Here is a 21,837-nt window from a genome sequence, read left to right as displayed (position 1 = left end):
GCGAAGTGTGCGCCACCTCGCCCGGAATCTCCTGCCAGGGTTGACCGGAGCCCGGTGTCCACAGCGCAGGCCGAGGGGGACGCGCAGATGCCGCGACCGGGGAACAACCCGGCCATCGTGGTCGGGATCGACGGATCCGACAACGGCCTTCGCGCGCTGGACTGGGCGCTCGAGGAAGCCGCCGCACACCGTTGTCCGATCCGCCTGGTGTACGCCTACGTGCCCTCCGCGCACCGGCGCGCCGAGCGTGCTCACGGCGCCTCCCCGCGGATGATCGCGATGTACGAGGAGGGGCGGGAGGTGTTCGCGGCGGCGCGGGCCCACCTGGCCGGGCACCGGCACGCGGACCTGGTGGTCGGCACGGCGTTGTACGAGGGGGCACCGGCCCAGGTCCTGGTCGAGATGGTCTCCCGGGCCCGGATGTGCGTGGTCGGCCGGCGGGGCCGTGGCGGGTTGTCCTCCCTGCTGCCCGGGTCGACCTCGATGAGCCTGGCCGTGCACGCCCGGGTCCCGGTGGTGGTCGTACCCGCGCGGCGTGAGCCGACCGCCGTAGCAGCGGGTGAGGCGAACGGAGCGGACAGCGCCAACGGATCGGGCGGAACGGCGGGAACGGCTGGGCCCCGGGTCGTGGTGGGGGCCGACCTGTCGCCGGCCGGTGAGACGGCGGTGGAGTTCGCGTTCGAGGAGGCGATGGCACGCCGGCTGCCGCTGCTGGCCGTGGCCGCCTGGGACCTTGCCGACCCCTACGTCTACAACCCCGCCGCCCTGGCCGAGGCGGAGGCCGAACACCACGCCGGGGTGACCCGGTCGCTCACCCAGACCCTCGCGCCGTGGCGGGAGAAGTACGCCGAGGTGCCGGTGGCCACCCTGGTCGAGCGGTCCCATCCGGTGAGCGCCCTGGTCGGCCACGCCCGCCCGGCCGACCTGCTGGTGCTGGGCGGCCGGGTGCATCCCCGGTCGGAAGTGGTCACCGGGTCGACGACCCGCGCGGTGCTGCGCCGGGTGTCCTGCCCGGTGGCCGTCGTGCACAGCCCGGAGACCGCGAAGGTTTCGCGCGACTCCGCCTGACCGAAGTTTTCTGAAATCGGCCCGCCTCCGGTGTCGAGAACGTCGTGCCGGCTCCGTCCCAGGATCACCAGTGCCCACCACGGGCCACCCGACGAAGCCCGCAGACCTTACGAAGGCCTGACGAAAAGGGAGAACCGACCGTGCAGCCGAACGAGATCACCGAGATCCTGAACCGCCCGATCAGCCAGGAGCTGTTGGCCCGAGACCTGACCCGGCTCGCCTACGTCGCCAAGGACGGCACACCCCGCAGCGTCCCGATCGGGTTCACCTGGAACGGCTCGCAGATCGTCATGTGCACGACGAAGAACGCCCCGAAGCTGCCGGCCCTGCGGCACAACCCGGCGGTCGCGCTGACGATCGACACCGAGGTGCACCCGCCGAAGATCCTGCTGATCCGGGGCCGGGCCGAACTCGACGTCGTCGACGGCATCCCGGAGGAGTACCTCCAGATGAACGGCAGCTACGAGATGACGGCCGAGCAGCGCGTGGAGTGGGAGGCCGAGGTGCGTTCGCTGTACGACGGCATGGTCCGGATCGTGGTGACCCCGACGTGGGCGAAGCTGATCGACTTCGAGACCACCCTCCCGAGCGCTGTGGAGGAGCTGGTACGCCAGCGCGCCGAACGCCTGCACGCCTGAGCGCGGCGCCGGCGACCGGTCCGGAAGAATCCAGGAAGAAGAACCCAGGAAACGGAGAGACAACGTGAAGTACCTGCTGCTGAAGCACTACCGGGGTGGCCCGGCCCCCGCCGTCGACTACGGGTCGATGGACCAGTGGACGCCGGAGGAGGTCGACGCGCACGTGCAGTACATGCGCGACTTCGGCGACCGCCTGCAGGAGACGGGCGAGCTCGTCGACGTCCAGGCACTGACGCCCGAGGGGACGTTCGTCCGCTACGACGGCGAGGGCCGCCCGCCGGTGACCGACGGTCCGTTCGCCGAGACCAAGGACCTCATCGCCGGCTGGTACATCATCGACGTGGAGTCCTGGGACCGCGCGGTCCAGGTGGCCGGGGAGCTGTCCGCCGCACCCGGACCAGGCGGCAAGCCGATCCACGAGTGGCTGGAGGTCCGGCCGTTCCTGAGCGACATGCCCACGGCCGGCGAGTGAACGAGGAGTTGCTGCGGGAGCTCGTCCCCGCGGTGATCGGCGTCCTCGTCCGGCGCGGAGCCGACTTCGCCTCGGCCGAGGACGCCGTACAGGAGGCGCTGATCCGGGCGCTGGAGACCTGGCCGGACGATCCGCCCCGCGATCCGAAGGCGTGGCTGGTCACCGCCGCGTGGCGCAGGTTCCTCGACGCCACCCGGGCCGACGCGTCGCGGCGGGGCCGGGAACTCGCCGTGGAGATCGAGCCGTCCGCCGGCCCGGCGCCGGCCACCGACGACACCTTGCGGCTGTACTTCCTGTGCGCGCACCCGACCCTGCCGCCGGCCTCGGCGGTCGCGCTGACGTTGCGCGCGGTCGGCGGCCTGACGACGCGGCAGATCGCGACGGCGTACCTCGTCCCCGAGGCGACCATGGCACAGCGGATCAGCCGGGCCAAGCGGCGGATCTCCGGGGTGGCCCTGGACCAGCCCGGCGACCTCGGCACGGTGCTGCGGATGCTCTACCTCGTCTTCAACGAGGGGTACGGAGGCGACGTCGACCTGGCCGCGGAGGCGATCCGCCTCACCCGCCAGCTGGTCGCCCTGACCGGCGAACCCGAGGTCGCGGGGCTGCTCGCGCTGATGCTGCTGCACCACGCGCGCCGGGCGTCCCGCACCGGACCGGGAGGCCGCCTGGTGCCGCTGGCCGAGCAGGACCGGTCGCGCTGGGACACCGGCCTGATCGCCGAAGGGGTGACGGTCCTGCAGACCGCGCTGGCCCGCGACCGCCTGGGCGAGTACCAGGCGCAGGCCGCGATCGCCGCCCTGCACGCGGACGCTTCGACGGCTGCCGAGACCGACTGGGTGCAGATCGTGGAGTGGTACGACGAACTGCTGCGCCTCACCGGCAGTCCGGTGGTGCGGCTCAACCGCGCGGTCGCGGTCGGCGAGGCCGACGGGCCGCGGGCGGGTATGGCGGCGCTGGCCGAGGTGGGTCCCGACCTGCCGCGCTACGCCGCGGTGACGGCGTACCTCCATGAGCGTGCCGGTGACCTCGAGCAGGCGGCGAAGCTGTACGCCGAGGCCGCCCGGGCCGCCACCAGCGTGCCGGAGCGCGACCACCTCACCCGGGAGGCCGCGCGGGTACGCCAGCTGCTGCGCCGGTGACGCACCCTAGCGGTCCGGGCGCACCAGCCGGCCGCGCAACATCGCGCTGACCGGTTCGTCCGCCAGATCCGGCGGGCCGGGTTCGCCGGCCCCGCCGACCTCGTCCGCGAACTCCACCTGGCCGCCCTGCTGCACGACCCGGGCGAGCAACTCGTCCACGAGGTCGTACACCGGGCGCAGCGGCCCGCCGCAGTGCGGGCAGCTCGCCGCCGCCTTCGGGGTCAGCTCGCCGCAGGTCTCACAGTCGAAGCCCGCCACTACTGCGTCGCCGCGTACGACGAGCATCGAGGCCTGCCCGCGGTTGACCGCCTGTCCGCACGCCTCGATCCCGCTCACCGCGAGGCCGCTCGCCTCCCGGTCGGCGACCTCGGCCAGCACCCGGCGTTCGTGCTCGCGCCGGCGCCGGTCGCGGGCCCGGGCACTGAGTCCGCGGACGTCGCCGGCGGTCATCGTGTGCGGGTCGACCACGAACGTACCCACCAGGCGCCGTCGCACGGCGTCGGGCAGCTGGCCGACGAACTCCACGATGCCGACCTCGTGGCCGCCGACCACCAGGTCGCGGCCGTTGGCCGCCAGCAGCTTCTCCACCGTCGCGGCGGTCGTCCGGTAGTGGCGCCGGGCGAGCTCGGCCGCCCGGTGGCGGGTGTTGTACTCCTCATAGCCCGCCCAGCCGGCGTGGGAGGCGTCACGTACGCCGTCCCCGACCAGCTTGCTGACCGACTCGATGCTCTCGCCGTCCACCCGGAAGATCCACGCCTCGCGGCGTTCCACGACCACGACGTAGTACGGCCGCGCGTGGTGGAGCGCCGACAGCAGCGGGCGCACGTACGGACGGCGGTCGGCCACCACCCGCGAGTTCACCGGCCACGACACCGGCATGGCCTCCTGCAGGCCGAGGGAGGGCGCGGCCATCAGCGCGACGCCGTGCCCGAGCCAGTCCCGCACGTGCATGGTGAGTGCCTCGCGCACCCGCGTACGGGCCTCGGCGAGCTCCCGCCGCACGGCGTGCGGCGCGTCCCGCGCTGAGTCGGCCTGCTCGGTGAGCAGGTTGTCCACCCGGACAAACATCTCCCGTACCGCGACCGCCTGGACCGGTACGTCGACGTAGAGCGAGAGCACCGCCCCGTCGGGATCGCGGTAGCCGAGGAGCCGTTCCACCTGCCTGGCATCGATCATGCTCGCTCCCATGGAGCCTTGAGAGGGTCGGAAAAGCCTGTCGGATCGTTCGGATCGTTCGGTTCGTACGACGCGTCAGGCCGTGGGGTACTTCGCGAGGATCACCTTGAGCTGGTCGACCAGCGCCAGCGACTCGTCCCAGGGGCGCTGCCAGACGTTGCGGCCGAAGATCAGGCCGAGCGCGCCGGCGTCCATGGCCATCCGCGCCTTGTCCAGCATGGCCGCGTCGTCGGCCTTCTCCCCTCCCGAGACCAGCACGTAGGTGCGGCCGGCCGAACGCACGACCGCATCGATGGCCTGCGCCGGCGAGACGTCCACGTCGTACTCCGCCCGCACCCCCTTCCGCAGCTCCGGATGAGGAAAGTTCACCTTGACGATGTCGGCGCCGAGTTCGGTGGCGGTGCGGGCGGCGTAGTCGACGGCGTAGAAGGAGTCCTTGCCGCCCTTGGCGTCCACCGCCGAGCCGCGCGGGTACGCCCACACGATCAGCGGCAGGCCGTAGTGGTGGGCGTCCTCGCGGACCTGGCGAAACTGCGCGAAGTCGTCTTCCTGCGCAGGGGATCCGACGTACATGGTGTAGCCCACGGCGTCCGCACCCAGTCGTACGGCGTCGGCCACGTCGGCGTTCAGCGGCGACACCGGGTGGTCGGCCGCGGGGATCTCCGTTCGCCCGTTCAGCTTCAGGACCAGCGGAACCTCACCGGCGTAGTCCCAGTAGAACTTCTCCGCCAGGCCGATCTGCACGGCGATGCCGTTGAAGCCGCCGCGCAGGGCGAGCTTGACGATGTAGGCCGGGTCGGCGGCCGCCGGGTTGGCGAAGAAGTCGCGCGGACCGTGCTCGAGCCCCTGGTCGTAGGGCAGGAACATCGCGGTGCCGTTGCCGACGCCGTGCTGGAAGAGAATGCGGTGCAGGCGGGCCTTCTTGCCGGTGTTCAGGCCGAGTTGACGAAGCTGTGGGCGGCTGGCCATCGTGGTGATCCTCCCCGCTGTGTCGATCTCAGGTCCCGCGTAGGACCTGGTTCTTCTCCAGGTTTCTCAGCCGATGCCCCTGTTGGGACAGGGGCGAAGGTCCGGTCTGGCCCGGGCGTGGCCGAGCCGTTCGGGTGATCTGCCGTACTCGCTCGTCCGCGGCTCAGGCCGGTCGGGCGGGCGGCTCACCCGTCCGGGCGGGCCGGTCCGGGGCCCCTGCGGGCCCGCCCGGGTCCTCCCCGCCCTGGTCGAGCCGGAACGGCGGGTACTCGTCGCGCAGCAGCAGGACGTACGCACTGACCCGGTAGCCCCAGCGCTCCATCCCCATCACGAAGTCGAAGATCCCGCCCGGGTAGACGCGGCGGAACAGCAGCGAGATCGCGGCGAACAGGACCAGCAGCCCGATCAGGCCGGGTCCGACCCGCCAGAACCCGTACTCCGCTCCCCCACCGGGCCACGAGCCCCACGCGTCGCCGTGCGAACCGACCGTCAGAGTCCGGCCGCTGAAGACCGCGAGAACCAGGTAGTGCGGAATCGCCAGCAGCCACCACTTCACCAGCACCAGCCCGCGCGACAGCCGCTGCGGACAGTCGATCGAAAGATCGGCCGGATAGGTGGGGTCGGACTCGAACTTGAACGGCGGATATTTGTCGCAACCAAGGACGAGTGCATAAAAGGCCACCCGCCAGCTCCATCGCAACACGCCCTCGGCGAAGCCGAAGATCGGCGGCGGATAACGTCCGGTGAAAAGCACGGCAATTCCGGCGACGACGGTCAGGACCAGCAGCACGAACCACAGAATCCACAAGATGATGAAATGTGGAATGGCAAGAATCCACTTCACCAGCCACAGCCACCGGGACAGGTCCGGCTGCAGGTGACCTTCGACTCGGAGCGGATAACCGTGACCTGGCCGAGGTGGCTCGTCCGGGTGTGGCCGATCTGGCTGGTCTGGCTGGTTCGGACCCATTGCGCAAGTCCCTCCTGGTCAACGGACGTGGCCGGTGACGTCGTACGGGTGACGCCGGCCCGGCGGAGCACGGTGGAGAACGGTCAGGCCCACCGCCACGAGCAGCACGCCGCCGGACAGTAAGGCGGCGGACACCGGCCAGCGCGGCCACGACGGCGTACCGACGGAAAGCCGGACGTCGACACCCCGGCCGCCGTCGGCGTTCATCACCACCAGTTCCCAGCCGCCGCGGCGCAGCGGCCAGGTGAGGGTCCGGGCACCAGGCCCGACCGACCATGCGGCCCAGACCCCTTCCTGGACTGGGCTTCTCACCTGGCGACCGGCGGCCACGGGTGCGTACCGTACCCCGACCTGCGACGCCCGGAAGTCGGCGTGGGCGAGCCCTGTCCCCCGTAGGTACGTCGCCAGGTCGGCCGACCTGGCGATCCCGAGGAACACCGGTTCGCCGTCCACCCGGGCGGCGGTGACCCTCACCGCGCCGGGGCGCCGGAAGGTGAGCCGGTCCAGGAGGGCTGGTTGCCTTCGCAGTTCCGGCTGGCCGGCGACCAGCGCCGTCGAGGGCACCGCGAGACGGATACCCGCCCGGGCCGTCGGCGAGCCGGTCCGGTGCGCGAGTTCACCCGAGGCCGCCACCAGGCCGGTCAGTGCCAGCGCGATCCCGGCGACCAGGGCGAGTCCGGCCGGAACCGCACACCGGGCGCGACCCCGGTCCCGGACACTCGTTGCCGAGGTTCCCACAAACCCGATCCTCACAACGCCGCCGAAAACAGCCTTAGTGTCCGTGAAAATTGCGTACGAACATGGATCCACGCTATCGACCGGGACAGGGGCCTCGGGAGGGTTCCTTTTCAATCCGAATTCAGTTTGTCGGGGGACGAACCGCGGGGATCTTTCTTCAGGTCGGCGAAAGCCGAGATCGGCCTGTAAGGGCAACCAAAGGGAGTGACACAAGGTGTCGAAGAAATACCTCGGAAAGGTCGCCTTCGATGGGGCGCAGATCTGACCCGGAGACGAGCGGGGCCGTCAGCCGGCGCGGGAAAGTGCGCCGAGCCGTCGGCTTCGGCCTCGTCACCCTGCTCGCACTCGCCGGCGCGACCATGCTGGTCATGGCGTTCAACATGCCCGCGGAGCGGCCGCCGATGCCCGCGGGCGACGCCGCACCGGCGTTCCTCGCCACCCCGACCCCGGCGACCACGGGGACTCCCACGTCGGCACCGACCGCTTCGCCGACGGCCCCCACACCGACGAGCACCTCGGCGGCCAGGCCGCCAGTGCCGACGGATGGTGCCACCCCCGGTGGGACGGTGACACCACCCGCCCCGGGGACTCCCACTGCGGCGCCCATGCCGACCGTGACGCCCATGCCTACCATGGCGCCCATGCCCACCGCGGCGCCCATGCCCACCGCAGCGCCCATACCCACCCCGACCGGGCTGCCGCCCTCGATCCCGAAGAGCCTGTCCATCCCGCGCATCGGCGTGGCCACCAAGCTCATGCAGCTGGGACTGAACAAGGACAACACCATCCAGGTGCCGACACCCGATCGCGCCAACCTCGCGGGGTGGTACAAGTTCGGGCCCAGTCCTGGTGAGATCGGCAACACGGTGATCGTCGGGCACGTCGACTCGGTGAAGATCGGCCGCGCGGTCTTCTTCCGGCTCGGTGAGCTCCGGCCGGGCGACAAGCTCAGCATCGTCCGCAAGGACGGGTTGACAGTGCCGTACCGCGTCGACGGGGTGAAGGCGTACCCGAAGGCGAAGTTCCCGACCGACCTCGTGTACGGCAGCTCGAACAAGTCGACGCTGCGCCTGGTCACCTGCGGCGGTCCGTGGTCGAAGAAGACGTCCTACCGGGACAACATCATCGTCTTCGCGACCCAGTCCGCTCCCGCCTGGAAGGCAGTCGCCGCCGGGTAGCCGACTGCCCGGCAGGGCGGGTCGTCCGACCGCGCCGCGCCAGGCTGGTTCAGCGGTCTGCCGGGCGAGCGGTTACGCCCTCGATGTCGTCGGCAGCGGCGTGCAGCAGCCGGTGGGCGAGCTCGGACAGCGCGCGGGCGACCGCCAGCTCGTCGCCGATCTCCGGCACGCTCGGGTCGGCCGGATTCCGGCGGGCACGGCCGGCGCCGGACAGGTGCGTCCGGTCACCGGAGACCAGCCGGGCCTCCGCGCGGGTCTGGCCGTCGTGCTCGTCGATGAAGATGTCGACGTTCCAGTGCTTGGTGACTTGTGCGGTGTCGGTCATCGTGGTCTCCTGTCGCCCTCTTCCCTCGCAGTCCAGCCCGGCCCGGTGCGAGCCGGACAGGGGCGTTCGGCCGTACGGTCCGACCCATTGGTCACGGTCAGCCCTCCCCGGGCATGGCGTACGCGTTCAGCAGCCGCAACCGGGTCGCCTGCAGCCGGTCGACCGCCACCTCGGCGAACCGCTGGTACATCGCCCGGCCGAACTCCGCGTCTTCGCGCACCAGCCCACGCAGGGGCTCGGCGTCGATCTCGACCGCCGGTGTGGGCACGGCCGCAGCGGCGCCGAAACGCCAGCGGTACGGCGGGAACAGCCAGGACCAGCCGAGTACGTCGCTGTGGCCGAGCGTCTCCACCAGCAGCGTGCCGCGTCCGGGCACGTGCAGGTCCAGCATCACCTGGCCGTCCCACAGCAACCAGAAGCGGTCCGCGGCCGCGCCCTCGTCGAACAGCCTGGCCGACCCCGGCAGCGTGACCGTGCGCGCGTGCTCGCCCAGCTGGGCGACGAAGGCCCGCGGCAGTCCGGCCAGAAAGGGGTGGGCTGCCAACTCCTCCAGCTCCCGCCGGCCCACCGCTCACCTCCTCCGCGCAAGGAGAGGGACCGATCGATCGGAGCCCGAGACGAAGAGCCCGGAAAAGGGCCCGAGAGGAACAGGTGCGGCCCGTGCGCGCGGGCCGCACCTGCCGCATCGGACGCCCCCCGGAGCCGATGCGGGTCCCCCCATTCCCCCTCAGCCGGTGCGCTGCACCGGAATCGCGCGCGCCTCCGGGCGTTTCTCGCTCACCGGCATCCGGACCTCGAGGATGCCGTCGGTGTAGCGCGCACTGACCTCGGACTCGTCGGCGCCCTCGGGCAGGGCCAGCCGGCGGGTGAACTTCCCGTAGCGGAACTCGGTGCGGCCGCGCTCGCGCTTCTCCTCCTGGCGCTCGGCGCGGATCACCAGCATGCCGTTGTCGATCTCGAGGTCGATGTCCTTCTCGGGGTCCATCCCGGGGAGCTCCGCGCGAGCGACGAAGGTGCCGTCCTCGTCCAGGAACTCCTCCACGCGGATGCCCCGCATCCCCGCGGGTGCCGGCCAGTTGGTCCAGGTCAGCGATTCGGGGAGGTTCTCCGCCCAGTCGAGCAGGTCTGGCAGCGAACGGCGTTCGCGCCGGACCTCGGGTGTGCCGCCTGCCATACCGATCGCCTCCTCAGTCGTACCTCAGCCCATCACCGGGAGCGCCGCGCTCAGCAGGGTCGACCGACCCGGGAGTGTGGGTCCTTCGCCCGAACGGTCCCGATGTCCGGTAAATCGGTCACTCGATCCGGTCACCCGGCTCGGTCAACCGGCGGCCAGCCGCGCCGCCGCGACCGCGGCCTGGCCGTAGCTCACCCCGCTGTCGTCGGTGGGCACCTGCTCGGGCACGAGGACCTCGAAGCCCTCGCGGCCCAGGGCGTCCACGACGCCGCCGGTGAGCAGCCGGTTGGTGAAGGTGCTGCCGGCCAGGCACACCGTCCGCACCCCGGCCTCCCGTCCCGCGTCCACGCACAGGGCGACGGTCACCGCGACCAGCGTGGCGTGGAACGCCGCGGCGAGCCGGCCGACGGACACGCCGTCGGCCATCCCCGACAGCACCGCCGCCAGGGTCACCCCCGGGTCGTACACCCGCACACCGTCGGCGGTGACGATCCGCCACGGCAGCTCCTCCTCCCGCCGGCCCCGGGCCGCGGTCTCCAGCACGGTCGCGGCCTCGCCTTCGTACGCCGCGTCCTCCCGCAGTCCCAGCAGGCCGGCCACCGCGTCCACCAGGCGGGCGGCACTGGACGCCGGCGGGCTGTTCACCCCGCCGGTGACCATCCGGCGTACGGTCTCCAGCTCGCGCGCGGACAGCCGTTCGGTGCGGGCGCCGATCAGGTCCGGGTCGATCGGTGCGCCGCCGAGGCGTTCGCCGGCGAGGAGATAACCCAGTGCGGTACGAATGGGGCTGCGGGCAGCCAGCTCACCTCCGGGAAGGGGCGCGCGACCGAACCGCCCGGCCCGGCGGTAGCCGCGCAGGTCGGCGACCAGGATCTCACCGCCCCACAGCGTGCCGTCGTCCCCGAGTCCCGGGCCGTCGTAGGCGACGCCGAGGAAGGTCCCGGTCACCCCGTGCTCGGCCGCACAGGCCGCGACGTGCGCGTGGTGGTGCTGTACGGCGATCCGCCGGTCCTGCGGCCAGCGCCTGGCGTACTGGCTGGCGAGGTAACCCGGATGCAGGTCGTGCGCCACGATCGCTGGGGTGCCGCCGACCAGAGGGACGAGCCGGCCAAGCTCGCGTTCGAACGCGTCCAGCTTCGCCGGACTGGTCAGGTCGCCGAGCTGTTCACCGACGTACGCCCGCGAATCCCCTGCCAGCGTGCAGGTGTGGGACAGCTGCACGCCGACCGCAAGCACAGGTTGACGGGCCGGCACCGGCAGCGGCACCGCGGCGGGTACGAGCCCCCGGCCGCGGCGCAGGACCGCCGGGCGTCCGCGCACGACCCAGTAAACGGAGTCCCTGGCCCGGGTGCGGATCGGCAGGTCGTGCCCGAGGAACCCGTCGGCCAGCCCGGCCAGCCGGGCCGGGGCGTCGGCGTCGTCGGCCACCACCGGCTCCTCGGCGGGGTGCGCGCCGGTCACCGCCAGCGGACGGTCCAGGTCGTGCACGAGCAGGGCCTGCAGCGGCGTGGCGGAAAGGGCCAGCCCCACGTGGTCCGAGCCCACGCTGACCCCGGCGGCGATCGGCAGCCGGCTGCGCCGCAGCGGGGCGAGCACCACTGGCCGGGACGGCGACACCAGCAGGTCGATCTCGGTGGTTCCCAGGTCGGCGACCGCCCTGGCCACCGACAGGTCCGGGGCCAGCACCGTGAGCGGGCGGGTCCACCGGTGCGTCCGCGCGCGCAGCCGGGCCACCGCCCGGGGAGCCGTCGCGTCACAGACCAGTTGGTAGCCGCCGGGACCCTTCACCGCGACGACGCCGCCGGCCGCCACCATCTCCGCGGCGGCTGCCAGCGCGTCGGCGTCGGAAAGGCGATCACCCGAGGCGGCGCCGGCCCAGAGCCGGCCGCCGCCGTCGCCCCACCCTCTGCCGTCGCCGCCGGCCTGGGCGGTACGCCAGGTGAGGTGCGGACCGCACTCGGGACAGGCCAGCGCCGGCGCGTGGTGGCGCCGGCCGGCCGGGTCGTCGCGTTCGGCAGCGCAGGCGGCACACAACGCGAACCCGGCCAGGGCGGTGCTCGCCCGGTCCTCAGGTCCTTCGCCGAGGGCGCCGAGCATCCCGTCCGGCGGCAGCTCGGCCAGGAGCGAGTGCCGAGGGCCGCAGTGGCGGCAGGACAGGAACGGGTAGCGATACCGCCGGTCGGCCGGGTCGAACAGCTCCCGAAGGCAGGCCGGGCAGACACCCCGGTCGGCCCCGGCCGGCAGCGCACCGTCCGGCTCGGCGCCCGAGGGCGGCAGGTCGTCGCGACCCGCGCGGGTGTGGACCGGGCGGGCGGGGTGCGCGGCGAGGGACGCACGGCCCGACCCGGCCGCCACCGGCGGGTCCACGTCGTCGAACAGCACCCGAAAGCCCGTACCCGGGTGCGGCGTCATTCCTTCCAGCTCCACCACGTCCACCAGGCTCACCCGGGCCGGCCGCGGTGCCTGCGTACTGACCCGGTGGACGAACTCCGCCAGCGCGGCCGGTGGGCCGGCCACCTCGACCACCACCTGGTCGCGCACCGTCCGCGCCGTACCGTCGAGCCCGCACTCGCCCGCGACCAGGCTCAGGTGCCGGCGCAGCCCCACGCCCACCACCGAGCCCGCGACCAGCACACGCTGCGCCTGCCGGGCCGGTAGCTCACTTTCGGGGACAGGACGTGTGACCGCCCCGCTCATCGCCGCCCACCGTCACGGGTGGACAACACCGGTCCGGCCATGGTCTCCCCCTCGTTCCCCGTCGCCCCGCAGGTTCGCCCACCTGTTACCCAGCAGGCCGCCCAGCTGATCACCCAGCGGTTCAGCCGGACAGTTCGCGCTGTCGGACCGCCCTCACATCACCTGGTCGGCGGACCGACGCGGCGTCGGTACCGCCTCACCACGGGGATACCCAAGCCGCAGCACCATCTGCGGATGGTCCAGCCCCGGCGCCGCACTGCGCAGGTGGCCCCTCTCGGTGAGCTCCTCGATCGGTGCGTTGAGGAAGGACGCCACCACGCCGTGCTGGCCCGCGGTGAGCAGGACCCGCTGCAACGCCATCCCTGCTCGTACCCAGTCCTTGTGGCCGTCACCGGGTGTGGACAGGACGGCGAGGGTCGGCCGGTGCTCGAAGATCGCCACGTCGCGGGGGCCGGCGTGCCGATGGGGGTCCAGGTCGCGGACCGGAGCCTGGGAGTCGGCCGACCGGGGCCCGAGCGCGCCGACCGGGATGCCGTCGGCGCTGTCCCGCGTGCCGATCCAGGGCTCCATCTCCTTCTCCAGGGCCTCGTCGGGCTCCTGGGCCCGCTCGGCCTCGACCACCAGGTGGCGTACCCGCTCGACCTCGCTGGAGGTGAGCACCCGGATGTAGCCGCCCTCGGCCTCCGCGGCCTCCTCCAGCCGGGTCACCAGCGAGAACGGCAACCGCCAGTCGCGGTAGGGGCCGCGGTTGGTGTGCCGCTCGGCGATCATGTCGTACCGCGCGAGGTCGTCGGCGGCGATCGGCCGGCGGACACCGAAGTGCACGACCGAGGCGAGGAACGGTGTCTGCGGCCGTGGCTGGGCCTGCACCCACGCCTCGTGCCCGACGTAACGAACACCGAGGAGCGCGTTGTACGTAGCCGCTCCGCACGAGATCGCCATGAACCGGCCCGCAGGGTCGGCCGTGGTGAGCTGGCGCGCCGGGTCCGCCCAGATCTCCAGCAGGTCGTCACCGAAGCTGAACCGCCACGGCTGGGTGTTCAGGACCGACGGTGCCCGCACGGCGGCGTCCACGATCAACCGCTCCTCGCGGTCGGTCAGAACGTGGTGTCGAGGCATGCTTCGAGCGTCACGGCCACGCCGGTCCGGTCCCAGAGTCCTCGGCACCTGCGCCCGGGGGCCAAAGACCCGGGGGTCACTCCGGCCGGCTCGACGGGTGCTCACGCCTCCTGGAAGTCCAGGGTGCTCTGCGTGTTGTGCACCACCGCGCGCACCGCGTCCTCGAGCTCCTCCGCGTCGCGGGTGTCGAGGTCGGCCTCCAGCAGCGGTAGGACGATCTCGTCCTCGACGGTGAAGTGCAGGCGGGCGACGGCGTACAGCCCGTACAGCGCCTTTCGCACCTGGCGCCACGCGTCGTCCTCACCGAGCGGCAGGGCGCGCCGTGCATCGTCCAGGTCGGCGGCCAACCGGTCGATCTCGGCGTGGTGGGCACGAAGGACGTCAATCGGGGTGGCGGTCTCGGCGGCCACGGTCAAGGCGGGGTAGAGGATCTCGTCCTCGACCGAGATGTACGGCACCAGGTCGTTCACGAAGAAGGTCACGTGACCGGTGATCCGGTCCCACAACTCAAGCATCGTGGCGTCGTCCATCCAGGCGGCAGTCGCCTGCAGAGCCTCCACCTCAGTACCAAGCTCCATGTGTCGACTGCGTAGCCACGTCAACTCAGCCATACTTCCTCCCAGCAGCATCCCGTTAGATCTCTCTCAGGATCCGCTGTGGACAACCGCCCGCGCTCTGGGCGATGGTCCCGGCCGGACCGACGATGGTCCCCGCTGACCTGACGATGGTCCCGGCTCGGGCGGAATCCCCGGCCCGCGGTGGCAGGATGTGCGCCCACCGCGACGGCGGGTGTTGTGATCCCGGTCTCGGCCCTCGGCAATGGGCGGTCAGGGAGCCGGGTGGACGACCGCCACCGGGACCGACGCCTCCCGCAGGACTCCCTGGCTGACCGAGCCGAGCAGGGTGCCGGCCAGAGCGTGCCGGCCGCGGGCGCCCACGACGAGCAGGCGCGCCTGCGCCGACTCCTCGACCAGCCCGTCCACCGGACGGCCGCGGACGACGGTCCGGTCGGTCCGGACATCGGGGTACTTCTCCCGCCATCCGGCCAGCGCCTCGGCGACCGCCCGCGCGGGCTCGTCCACGTCCGCCTCGGCATCCGACGTCGAGCACAGCACCGCCCGCAGGCCGACGCCGTGCCGGGCGGCGTGTTCGAAGGCGAACGCCAGCACGGTGTCGGAAAGGTCGGTTCCGTCCACGCCCACCACGACCGGGGCGTCCGGCGGACCGCCCGGGCCGCGCACCACCACGACCGTGCAGTGGGCGCGGGCAGCCACCCCGGCGCTGCACGACCCGAGAACGCCGCGTGCCAGCCATCCCCGGCCGCGGGTGCCGACGACCACCAGGGCCGCGGAACCGGACTCGGCGAGAAGCACCTGGACGGCGTTGCCCTCGGCGGTCACCTCGACCACCGGGAGGCCTCCGGTCTCCGGTGCGGCCTCGGCCATGGCGCCGGCCACGACCTCCTGGGCCGCCTCGTCCAGGGCGTAGACGTCGTAGTCGCCGGGCGGGTACGCCGCCGGCGCGATCGGCAGCTGGTACGCGTGCACCACCCGCAGTGCCGCGTCGCGGGCACGGGCCTCGGCGGCGGCCCAGTGCAGGGCCTGGACTCCGCCCGGACGCCCGTCCACACCGACGGTCACCGGCCGTCCCTCGGTCAGCCGCTCGCCCACGTGATCCCCCGCTCGTAGGGCCGCGGTCCGCGCGCCCTACTGCGGAGGCGGGCCGACCGCGCGTTCCTTCCGGCTGCGCTCCACGGCGAAGACGGCCGCTTCCGTACGGCGTTCCATGCCCAGTTTGCGCAGCATGCCCGACACGTAGTTCTTCACCGTCTTCTCGGCCAGGAACATGGTCTGGGCGATCTGCCGGTTCGTCATGCCGGCGGCGATCAGGTCGAGGATGCGCCGTTCCTGGTCGGTGAGCGCCGCGTAGCGGGGGTCCTCCTGGTCCGGGCCGCGGCGCAGGCGTTCCAGCACCGCGGCGGTCAGCGCGGGGTCGACCATCGACTCTCCCGTCGACAGCCGGCGCACCGCGCCCACCAGGTCGTTGCCGCTCACCTGCTTGAGCAGGTAGCCGGCGGCACCGGCCATGATCGCGTCGAAGAGCGCCTCGTCGTCGGAGAAGGACGTCAGCATCAGGCAGGCCGGCGGCGGCTCCATCGAGGAGCGGATGTCGCGGCACACCGTCACCCCGTCGCCGTCGGGCAGCCGGACGTCGAGAACAGCCACGTCGGGACGCAGCGCGGGCACCCGGGCGCGTGCCTGGGCGGCGGTGGACGCCTCGCCCACCACCTCGATGTCGTCCTCCTCCTCCAGCAGCTGGCGCAGGCCGAGCCGGACCACCTCGTGGTCGTCCAACAGGAAGACCTTGATGGTCATCCGGTTCCTCTCTCCCCTGGTGCGTTCACCAGCGCTGTCCCCCAGTGTTCAGCCAGGTGTCCACCTGGGTGCCCACCCCGTTCGGCCCGTGGTCGCCGCGGCCGTGGCCCGCCGACAAGGTCGCGCCCGCGCACCGGCACCACCGCGATCGGAGACGCCAGCCCACGCAGCAGACCGGGTCCGAGAACGCTCGCCAGACTGGCGACCGGCGGCGGCTCGGCGACCTCACCGGTGGCGTCGGAGGACGCCACGACCGGTCCGCCTACCCCGATCCCGGCGTTCTCATCCCCGGGCCTACCCACCACGAGCAGGTCAGCATCCTGCGCTGCCGCCGACAGCGACTCACAACCCGCCGGTGAGGACAGGGCGAACGCCGCCATCGGGACTTCACGGACCTCGCCGCCCCAGGCGAGAGCCTCCTCCGTGGCGAACCGGCGTACCTCCTCCGCGGACCGCCCACCCTCGGCGGCCACCACGACGCGGCCCTCGACCCCCCGGCGCGGGCCGCGTCGATGGCGGCGCGGCCGCCGTGTCAACCCGCGCTTGCGGGCTGGTACGGCGACCACCGGGCACGGGCCGAAGGCCCCGCCCCACTGGCCGAACGAGGCGACCAGCTCCGCCGCCTGCCGGCCCTTCCCCCGGACACCGACGACCAGGAACTCCGGATCACGCACCGCCCCCACCAGGACCTGCGCGACCGACCCCTCCAGTACCCAGGGCACCGCACGCACGCCGGGCGCGGCCGCCGCCGCCTGCCGGACACCGTCCCTGGCGGTCCGCCAGGCGCGGTTCCGGGCGGCGCAGTGCAGCTCGTTGTCGCCACGTGGGCCGTCGCCACCGGTCTGGTAGGCGTGGCACACGACAAGCGGGAGCCGGCGTGCCCTCGCGGCCAACGCCGCCCAGCCCACCGCACCATGGGCCGAGGCTCCCTCGCTCACTCCGACGACAACCGCGCCCGTTGGCGCACCATCAGGTCCGATCATCAGCACCTTTTTCCGCAACCCCCAAGTCCCCTGGCCGGAGACTCAGCCGCAACACTTCCGTGCCACACAAAGCGCGGGCAGGGCACAAAGTCCCGATCAGGTGGGTACTTCCCCGCCGCCGGTCCCGTGTCGGTACGCCGGGGCAGGACCTTCGCCTCTGCGCGTCGCCGCGAGCGAGGCGGCAACGTGGAGGCACCGAGCGGGAGTGACCGGTCCCGAAGTCGAGTGTGTCCGGTGTGTTCGGCGCGTCCGGTGACAGGCGGGTCATCGATGTTCGGCGGCACGGATTTCGGCTTGACGGATGAGGAGCAGATGTTCGACAGCAAGGGCTTGGAGGTGCTCCCGCCCGCGGAGTGTCTGCGACTGCTCGGCCAGGCGCCGATCGGGAGGATCGTGTTCACCGAACAGGCGCTGCCGGCCGTCCAGCCGGTCCACTACGCACTGGACGGCGACTCCGTCGTGATCCGGACCACCGTCGGCTCCAAGCTGGCCGCCGCGGCGCGGAACTCGATCGTGGCCTTCGAGGTGGACCAGATCGACGCGGGCCACCAGGTGGGCTGGAGCGTCACCGTCGTGGGGCACGCGGAGATGGTCACCGAGACCAAGGAGATCGACCGGCTCGCGGGGCTCCCGCTCCAGTCGTGGTCGCCGGCCGAACCGACCCACTTCATCCGCGTCCGGATGGAGATGGTCCGCGGCCGCCGGCTCGTACCACCCTCGACGACGCAGAAGGCCACGTCGTCGGAGACAGCCTGATCACCCCGGCCCGCGCAACCAGGGATTGCGGCCGCTCAGCGCAACCAGGGATTGCGGCGTACGACCGGGTGGTTCGCCCAGGTCCGCCCGAGCCCCCAGACCTCACCGGCCGCGGTGCCGGCGCACACCATCAGCGCCACCACCGCCAGCAGGCCGGGAACGACCCAGCCACCGGCGCCGGCCACCCCCAGCACCAGCGCCCCTCCCACCAGCGCGGCGCCCCGCAGGCACACGCCGAGCAGAACCGCCGCGGCGACCACGGCCAGTCCGGCGAGCACGGCGATCCGGAACCAACCGGACTCTCCCACCCAGCCGACATGATTCGCGGCGATCCCCGCCGGGTATCGGCTGGCGAGGGCATCCCCCACGAGCATCCAGACACACAGAGCACCGGTCGCCAGACGGAGCACGGCAAGCCAGCGCCCCGCGCCCGCACCCGGTCGCGGCCGGGAGGTGGCAATGGGGACAAGCCGCGAGCCCGCTCGGTGGCCGGGTCGCGCCGGGGTGGCGGCCCGATCGGCCGACCGCTGCGGCCCACTGTGTCCCCCGCGCCAGCCGGGTCCGCCGCCCTGGCTTCCTCTGCTGTCCTGCCCCGGCGGTCCGCTCTGCCCGGCCCGCCCTGCGCGCGGCCGTCTCCCGTGGCCCGGGCGACTCGGCGCCGGCCGGGTGACCGCTCCGGCCGTACGCACGGACTCGACCGGGAAGTCGCGGGTTCGTTGCCGCGGAATCGTCGGCCGGGTGGTGTCCCCACCGGAAGCGGACATGACCCCTCCTTCGGCCCGTGGGCGGTACACGACAGGACAACTCTCGGAAAGTCCGGGTCTGTGGCGCCCGAGCCCAAGGTCACAGGAAACGCGCCGATGGTCCCCCCGAAGGCCCTGTGCCCAATCGTGTGCCAGGTCGTTTGCCCAGTGGTGCGCCCAGTCGTGCGCCCGGACGGATCACGGCGCCGACGCGACGGAGTTCGCGGGTAGCCTTGGCGATAGGACGCCCAAGGAAATTGAGTATTTCATCATTTCCAGACAATTCAGGCCCGAATTGACAGTGCCGGCGGAGCAAGTTTGCGCTTCCGCCGGTTCTCATACGGCAATTTGCTCCGCGGCCGAGTTGCCACGCCGGTACGTGGATATATCCGAACCGACACGATCGCGTACGGAGCTGGGGAAGTCCCGCGCTTTTTGTCCGTCAGATTGTCCACCGGACAGTCGGCCGGGTTGTTCACCGGTTTGCCGGCCCGATCTTCGGCCGGATCTTCGGGCACATTCGGCGCAGGACAAGGCCGTGCACTCGTGCCGTAGTGACCGACGTCGCGAACTGAGGGCGTGGTCTAGCCTGAGATGTGGCTTCACCGGGAGGAGGCTCGATGGACACGGAGACGACGCCGGGTCCTGAGCGACCCAGGGAAGTCCAGTCCGCTCAGGACCTGTTGCTGCCGGACCTCAGCAGGCTTCGTCTGGAGACCCTGCTGCGCGAGCTCGTCGACCGCGCGGACCAGTTGGTCGAGAACGAACGCCGGGTGCACCGCCTCCTGGACGCGGTCGTCTCCGTGGCGAGCAACCTGTCCTTGCCCGAGGTTCTCGAACGAATCGTGCGGTCGGCCTGTGATCTGGTGAGCGCGCGTTACGGCGCGCTCGGAGTCATCGGCCCCGACCGCACCCTCAGCGAGTTCACCTACACCGGCTTCACCGAGGAGATGCGCCGCAACATCGGTCACCTGCCGACCGGCAAGGGAATCCTCGGGCTGCTCATCAACGAACCACACCCCATTCGGCTGCACGACCTTTCCCGGCACCCGAACTCCTCCGGCTTTCCGCCCAACCACCCGCCGATGAGGTCATTCCTCGGCGTTCCGGTCATGGTGCGCGGAGAGGCGTTCGGCAACCTTTATCTCACCGAGAAACAAGGTGGCGGGGACTTCACCGACGAGGACGAGGAAGTCGTCGTCGCACTGGCCGCGGCGGCCGGGATCGCGATCGAGAACGCCAGCCTGTACGACATGTCCCGACGGCGCGAGGCCTGGCTCATCGCGTCCACCGAGATCACCGCCCACCTGCTGTCCGGCGCGTCGCTCGGGGAGACCCTGGACCTGATCGTCGAGCGTGCCCGCGCCGTGGCCAGCGCCGAGCTGGCGATGCTCGCGCTGGTCGACGAGGAGGGCGGCGACCTCGTGCTGGAGGCGGTGGCCGGCCCGCAGGCCGACCGGCTGCGCAACGAGCGGGTCTCCACGGTCGGCACTCCGATCGGGGACGTCCTGCTCACCAGCCGGCCCTACGTCTACGACGGCGACGCGGCCTCGCTCGGGTGGGACGACGGCGGCGGCCGGGCGGCCCAGCTCAAGGGCGGCTCGATGCTGTTCGTCCCGCTCGCTTCCGGCCCGCACATGCTGGGAGTGCTGATCGTCACCCGGCCCGACGGCCAGGCCGGCTTCGACTCCACCGACATGCACATGGTGACGACCTTCGCCGGGCACGCCGCGCTGGCGCTGGAGTTCGCCCGGGCGCAGGAGGACCGCGGCCGGCTGGCGGTGTTCGAGGACCGTGACCGGATCGCCCGCGACCTGCACGACCACGTGATCCAGCGGCTGTTCGCGGTCGGCCTGGGCCTGCAGGGCATCTCCCGGCAGGTGGTGCGCGTCGACCTCGCCGACCGGGTGAGCGGGTACGTCCGCGATCTCGACACCACCATCCAGGAGATCCGGCGGACCATCTTCTCCCTGCAGGAACGCGCCGGCGACCGGCGCAGCCTGCGCGGCCAGGTACTGGAGATCGCCCAGGACGCCGCCTCCTCGCTGGGGTTCGAGCCACGAGTGGCGCTGGAGGGCCCGCTGGACTCCGCGGTGCCCGACAGCCTGCGCCCGGAGGTCCTGGCCACTCTGCGCGAGGCGCTGGCCAACGTCGTACGCCACGCTCACGCCAGCCACGCCGACGTCCTGATCCAGGCCGACGTGGGGCACCGGATGTTCCAGTTGCACGTCACCGACAACGGCGTGGGCATCCCCGAGAACCCGCCGCGCCGCAGTGGCCTCACGAACATGGCCGAGCGGGCCCGCCGATGCGGCGGCAGCCTCACGGTGGAGCCGGGTGCACAGGGCGGAACGGTCCTCATCTGGCAGGTGCCGCTCAAGCCGTAGCCCCCGGCCGGCCGCCGGGCGGCGGGATGATCACCACCGGGCAGGCGGCTCCCCGCGCGCACTGCTGGGCCACCTCGCCCAGGAGCAGACCGCGGTGCCGGTCGGCCCCCTCCGCGCCGACCACCAGCAACTCCGCGTCCTCCGACGCCATGATCAGTACCTGGTCCGGCGTACCCTCCTCCACCTGGCCCTCTGCGTCGACCCGGCGTTCCCGCAGCTGGTTCACCTGGTCCCACAGGTCGCCCACGGTGTCGCCCACCGACCGCGCCCGGTAGCGCCGGGACTCCACGGTGAGCACCGAACCCACCACCGGCTCACGGACGTGCAGCAGGACCAGCCGCGCGCCCCGTCGGGCACACTCCTCGGCCGCCCACTCCACCGCCGCCTCCGCCGAGGCCGAGCCGTCGACTCCGACCACCACGAACGGACGGCCGTTCGAGGAGCCGGCGGCCGCCGGAGCGGTCTCCACCGCCGACACGTCCCCGGGACCGGTCTCGCGCCGGGCCTCCGGGACCGCCGTGGTCTCGCTCATGGTCGTCCTCCCCCGCAGGACGGATCCCCCGCGCCACCACCCTCCCGCGGGATGCCGACGGCCACTCAGAGCCCTAGTGCCCCACCGGAGCACGCCGATGGTCGCCGGCCGCCAGGCCGGGTCAGAGAGCGCGGACCGGTCGCGGTGCGGTAACGAAACCGCGGACGCCGTAACGGTTCGGCCAAAACTCACATCGCGATGGGACGCTCACCGAACGTCGTTCGGATACGGAGCAACACTGTCCACGTTGGGACACGGTATGCCGACGGTTGTACTCTTCGCCCGGTGCTCCGCGAGAAGCACGCCCCACAGGAAGGGGTGCCTGATTTCTCACTCAGCACAACAGGCCTTACCGTGTTCCAGTTCAATCAGCCCCACATTGTTGTGTCCGCGTT

The 21,837-nt window shown here is 72.2% G+C and carries 22 protein-coding genes; 7 read left to right on the top strand and 15 right to left on the bottom strand.

The genetic code is table 11. The features are described from left to right. Window positions 1-54: 54 nt before the first annotated feature. The 4 genes from F4554_RS15325 (at window position 55) to F4554_RS15310 (ending at window position 3,320) form a co-directional block, all read left to right on the top strand. Window positions 55-1,068, top strand: coding sequence for a universal stress protein (locus tag F4554_RS15325; RefSeq protein ID WP_179787995.1), 1,014 nt, complete (start codon window positions 55-57; stop codon window positions 1,066-1,068). A gap of 140 nt (window positions 1,069-1,208) precedes the next feature. Further along, a complete protein-coding gene (locus F4554_RS15320; RefSeq protein ID WP_179787994.1) occupies window positions 1,209-1,706 on the top strand; it encodes a pyridoxamine 5'-phosphate oxidase family protein in 498 nt (165 codons plus the stop codon). Between the two features lie 64 nt (window positions 1,707-1,770). Next, entirely contained in the window at window positions 1,771-2,178 is a 408-nt protein-coding gene (locus F4554_RS15315) for a YciI family protein (protein ID WP_337796056.1), read from the top strand. Continuing rightward, a complete protein-coding gene (locus tag F4554_RS15310; protein ID WP_179787993.1) occupies window positions 2,175-3,320 on the top strand; it encodes a DUF6596 domain-containing protein in 1,146 nt (381 codons plus the stop codon). The genes F4554_RS15315 and F4554_RS15310 overlap by 4 nt, the downstream gene beginning before the upstream one ends. A 6-nt stretch (window positions 3,321-3,326) precedes the next feature. Here the strand turns inward: F4554_RS15310 and F4554_RS15305 are convergent, their stop codons facing one another. The 4 genes from F4554_RS15305 to F4554_RS15290 all read right to left on the bottom strand — a co-directional run bounded on the left by F4554_RS15305 (window position 3,327) and on the right by F4554_RS15290 (window position 7,173). Next, entirely contained in the window at window positions 3,327-4,496 is a 1,170-nt protein-coding gene (locus tag F4554_RS15305; RefSeq protein ID WP_179787992.1) for a baeRF10 domain-containing protein, read from the bottom strand. Between the two features lie 75 nt (window positions 4,497-4,571). Beyond that, window positions 4,572-5,465 (bottom strand): class I fructose-bisphosphate aldolase, encoded by an 894-nt coding sequence (locus tag F4554_RS15300; protein WP_179787991.1) that lies wholly within the window; start codon window positions 5,463-5,465, stop codon window positions 4,572-4,574. A gap of 163 nt (window positions 5,466-5,628) precedes the next feature. Further along, entirely contained in the window at window positions 5,629-6,309 is a 681-nt protein-coding gene (locus F4554_RS15295; protein ID WP_337796055.1) for a DUF4389 domain-containing protein, read from the bottom strand. 144 nt (window positions 6,310-6,453) lie between these two features. Then, window positions 6,454-7,173: a hypothetical protein gene (locus F4554_RS15290; protein WP_179787989.1), complete on the bottom strand. Its 720-nt coding sequence runs from the start codon at window positions 7,171-7,173 to the stop codon at window positions 6,454-6,456. A 248-nt stretch (window positions 7,174-7,421) separates the two neighbouring features. On the opposite strand from F4554_RS15290, the gene F4554_RS15285 reads away from it, so the two are divergent. Continuing rightward, window positions 7,422-8,351 (top strand): class F sortase, encoded by a 930-nt coding sequence (locus F4554_RS15285; RefSeq protein WP_179787988.1) that lies wholly within the window; start codon window positions 7,422-7,424, stop codon window positions 8,349-8,351. 49 nt (window positions 8,352-8,400) lie between these two features. On the opposite strand, the gene F4554_RS15280 is transcribed toward F4554_RS15285, so the two are convergent. From F4554_RS15280 to F4554_RS15240, 9 genes are all read right to left on the bottom strand, one after another. Next, entirely contained in the window at window positions 8,401-8,676 is a 276-nt protein-coding gene (locus tag F4554_RS15280) for a DUF1876 domain-containing protein (protein ID WP_179787987.1), read from the bottom strand. Window positions 8,677-8,773: 97 nt separating this feature from the next. Continuing rightward, window positions 8,774-9,244, bottom strand: coding sequence for a cyclic nucleotide-binding domain-containing protein (locus F4554_RS15275; RefSeq protein WP_202889304.1), 471 nt, complete (start codon window positions 9,242-9,244; stop codon window positions 8,774-8,776). A 159-nt stretch (window positions 9,245-9,403) separates the two neighbouring features. After that, entirely contained in the window at window positions 9,404-9,850 is a 447-nt protein-coding gene (locus tag F4554_RS15270) for an Hsp20/alpha crystallin family protein (RefSeq protein ID WP_179787986.1), read from the bottom strand. A gap of 144 nt (window positions 9,851-9,994) precedes the next feature. After that, window positions 9,995-12,547 carry a carbamoyltransferase HypF gene (hypF, locus tag F4554_RS15265; protein WP_179787985.1) on the bottom strand — a complete coding sequence of 851 codons (2,553 nt, stop codon included), beginning with the start codon at window positions 12,545-12,547 and terminating at the stop codon, window positions 9,995-9,997. A gap of 153 nt (window positions 12,548-12,700) precedes the next feature. Beyond that, on the bottom strand, window positions 12,701-13,666 hold the full coding sequence (locus tag F4554_RS15260) for an Acg family FMN-binding oxidoreductase (RefSeq protein ID WP_179787984.1): 966 nt from the start codon (window positions 13,664-13,666) through the stop codon (window positions 12,701-12,703). A gap of 101 nt (window positions 13,667-13,767) precedes the next feature. After that, entirely contained in the window at window positions 13,768-14,277 is a 510-nt protein-coding gene (locus F4554_RS15255) for a hemerythrin domain-containing protein (RefSeq protein ID WP_272955881.1), read from the bottom strand. 216 nt (window positions 14,278-14,493) lie between these two features. Further along, window positions 14,494-15,336 carry a universal stress protein gene (locus F4554_RS15250; RefSeq protein ID WP_202889303.1) on the bottom strand — a complete coding sequence of 281 codons (843 nt, stop codon included), beginning with the start codon at window positions 15,334-15,336 and terminating at the stop codon, window positions 14,494-14,496. A 36-nt stretch (window positions 15,337-15,372) separates the two neighbouring features. Beyond that, window positions 15,373-16,041 carry a response regulator gene (locus F4554_RS15245; RefSeq protein ID WP_092655324.1) on the bottom strand — a complete coding sequence of 223 codons (669 nt, stop codon included), beginning with the start codon at window positions 16,039-16,041 and terminating at the stop codon, window positions 15,373-15,375. Next, a complete protein-coding gene (locus F4554_RS15240) occupies window positions 16,038-17,024 on the bottom strand; it encodes a universal stress protein (RefSeq protein WP_179787982.1) in 987 nt (328 codons plus the stop codon). The genes F4554_RS15245 and F4554_RS15240 overlap by 4 nt, the downstream gene beginning before the upstream one ends. Window positions 17,025-17,318: 294 nt before the next feature. On the opposite strand from F4554_RS15240, the gene F4554_RS15235 reads away from it, so the two are divergent. Further along, window positions 17,319-17,780 carry a pyridoxamine 5'-phosphate oxidase family protein gene (locus F4554_RS15235; RefSeq protein ID WP_238341311.1) on the top strand — a complete coding sequence of 154 codons (462 nt, stop codon included), beginning with the start codon at window positions 17,319-17,321 and terminating at the stop codon, window positions 17,778-17,780. A 35-nt stretch (window positions 17,781-17,815) separates the two neighbouring features. Here the strand turns inward: F4554_RS15235 and F4554_RS15230 are convergent, their stop codons facing one another. Continuing rightward, window positions 17,816-18,154, bottom strand: a complete 339-nt coding sequence (locus F4554_RS15230) for a hypothetical protein (RefSeq protein ID WP_179787981.1) — start codon at window positions 18,152-18,154, stop codon at window positions 17,816-17,818. 989 nt (window positions 18,155-19,143) lie between these two features. Here F4554_RS15230 and F4554_RS15225 point away from each other — a divergent pair. Beyond that, window positions 19,144-20,910, top strand: coding sequence for a GAF domain-containing sensor histidine kinase (locus F4554_RS15225; protein WP_179787980.1), 1,767 nt, complete (start codon window positions 19,144-19,146; stop codon window positions 20,908-20,910). Here the strand turns inward: F4554_RS15225 and F4554_RS15220 are convergent. Next, the gene (locus F4554_RS15220; RefSeq protein WP_179787979.1) at window positions 20,900-21,442 is read right to left on the bottom strand and encodes a universal stress protein; all 543 of its coding nucleotides are present in this window, start codon (window positions 21,440-21,442) and stop codon (window positions 20,900-20,902) included. The two genes, F4554_RS15225 and F4554_RS15220, sit on opposite strands and share 11 nt — an antisense overlap. Between the last annotated feature and the right edge of the window lie 395 nt (window positions 21,443-21,837).

Origin of the sequence: Actinopolymorpha rutila, assembly GCF_013407855.1 — a bacterium.
GTDB classification, from domain to species: domain Bacteria; phylum Actinomycetota; class Actinomycetes; order Propionibacteriales; family Actinopolymorphaceae; genus Actinopolymorpha; species Actinopolymorpha rutila.
This window is presented reverse-complemented; position numbering and strand designations above follow the sequence as displayed.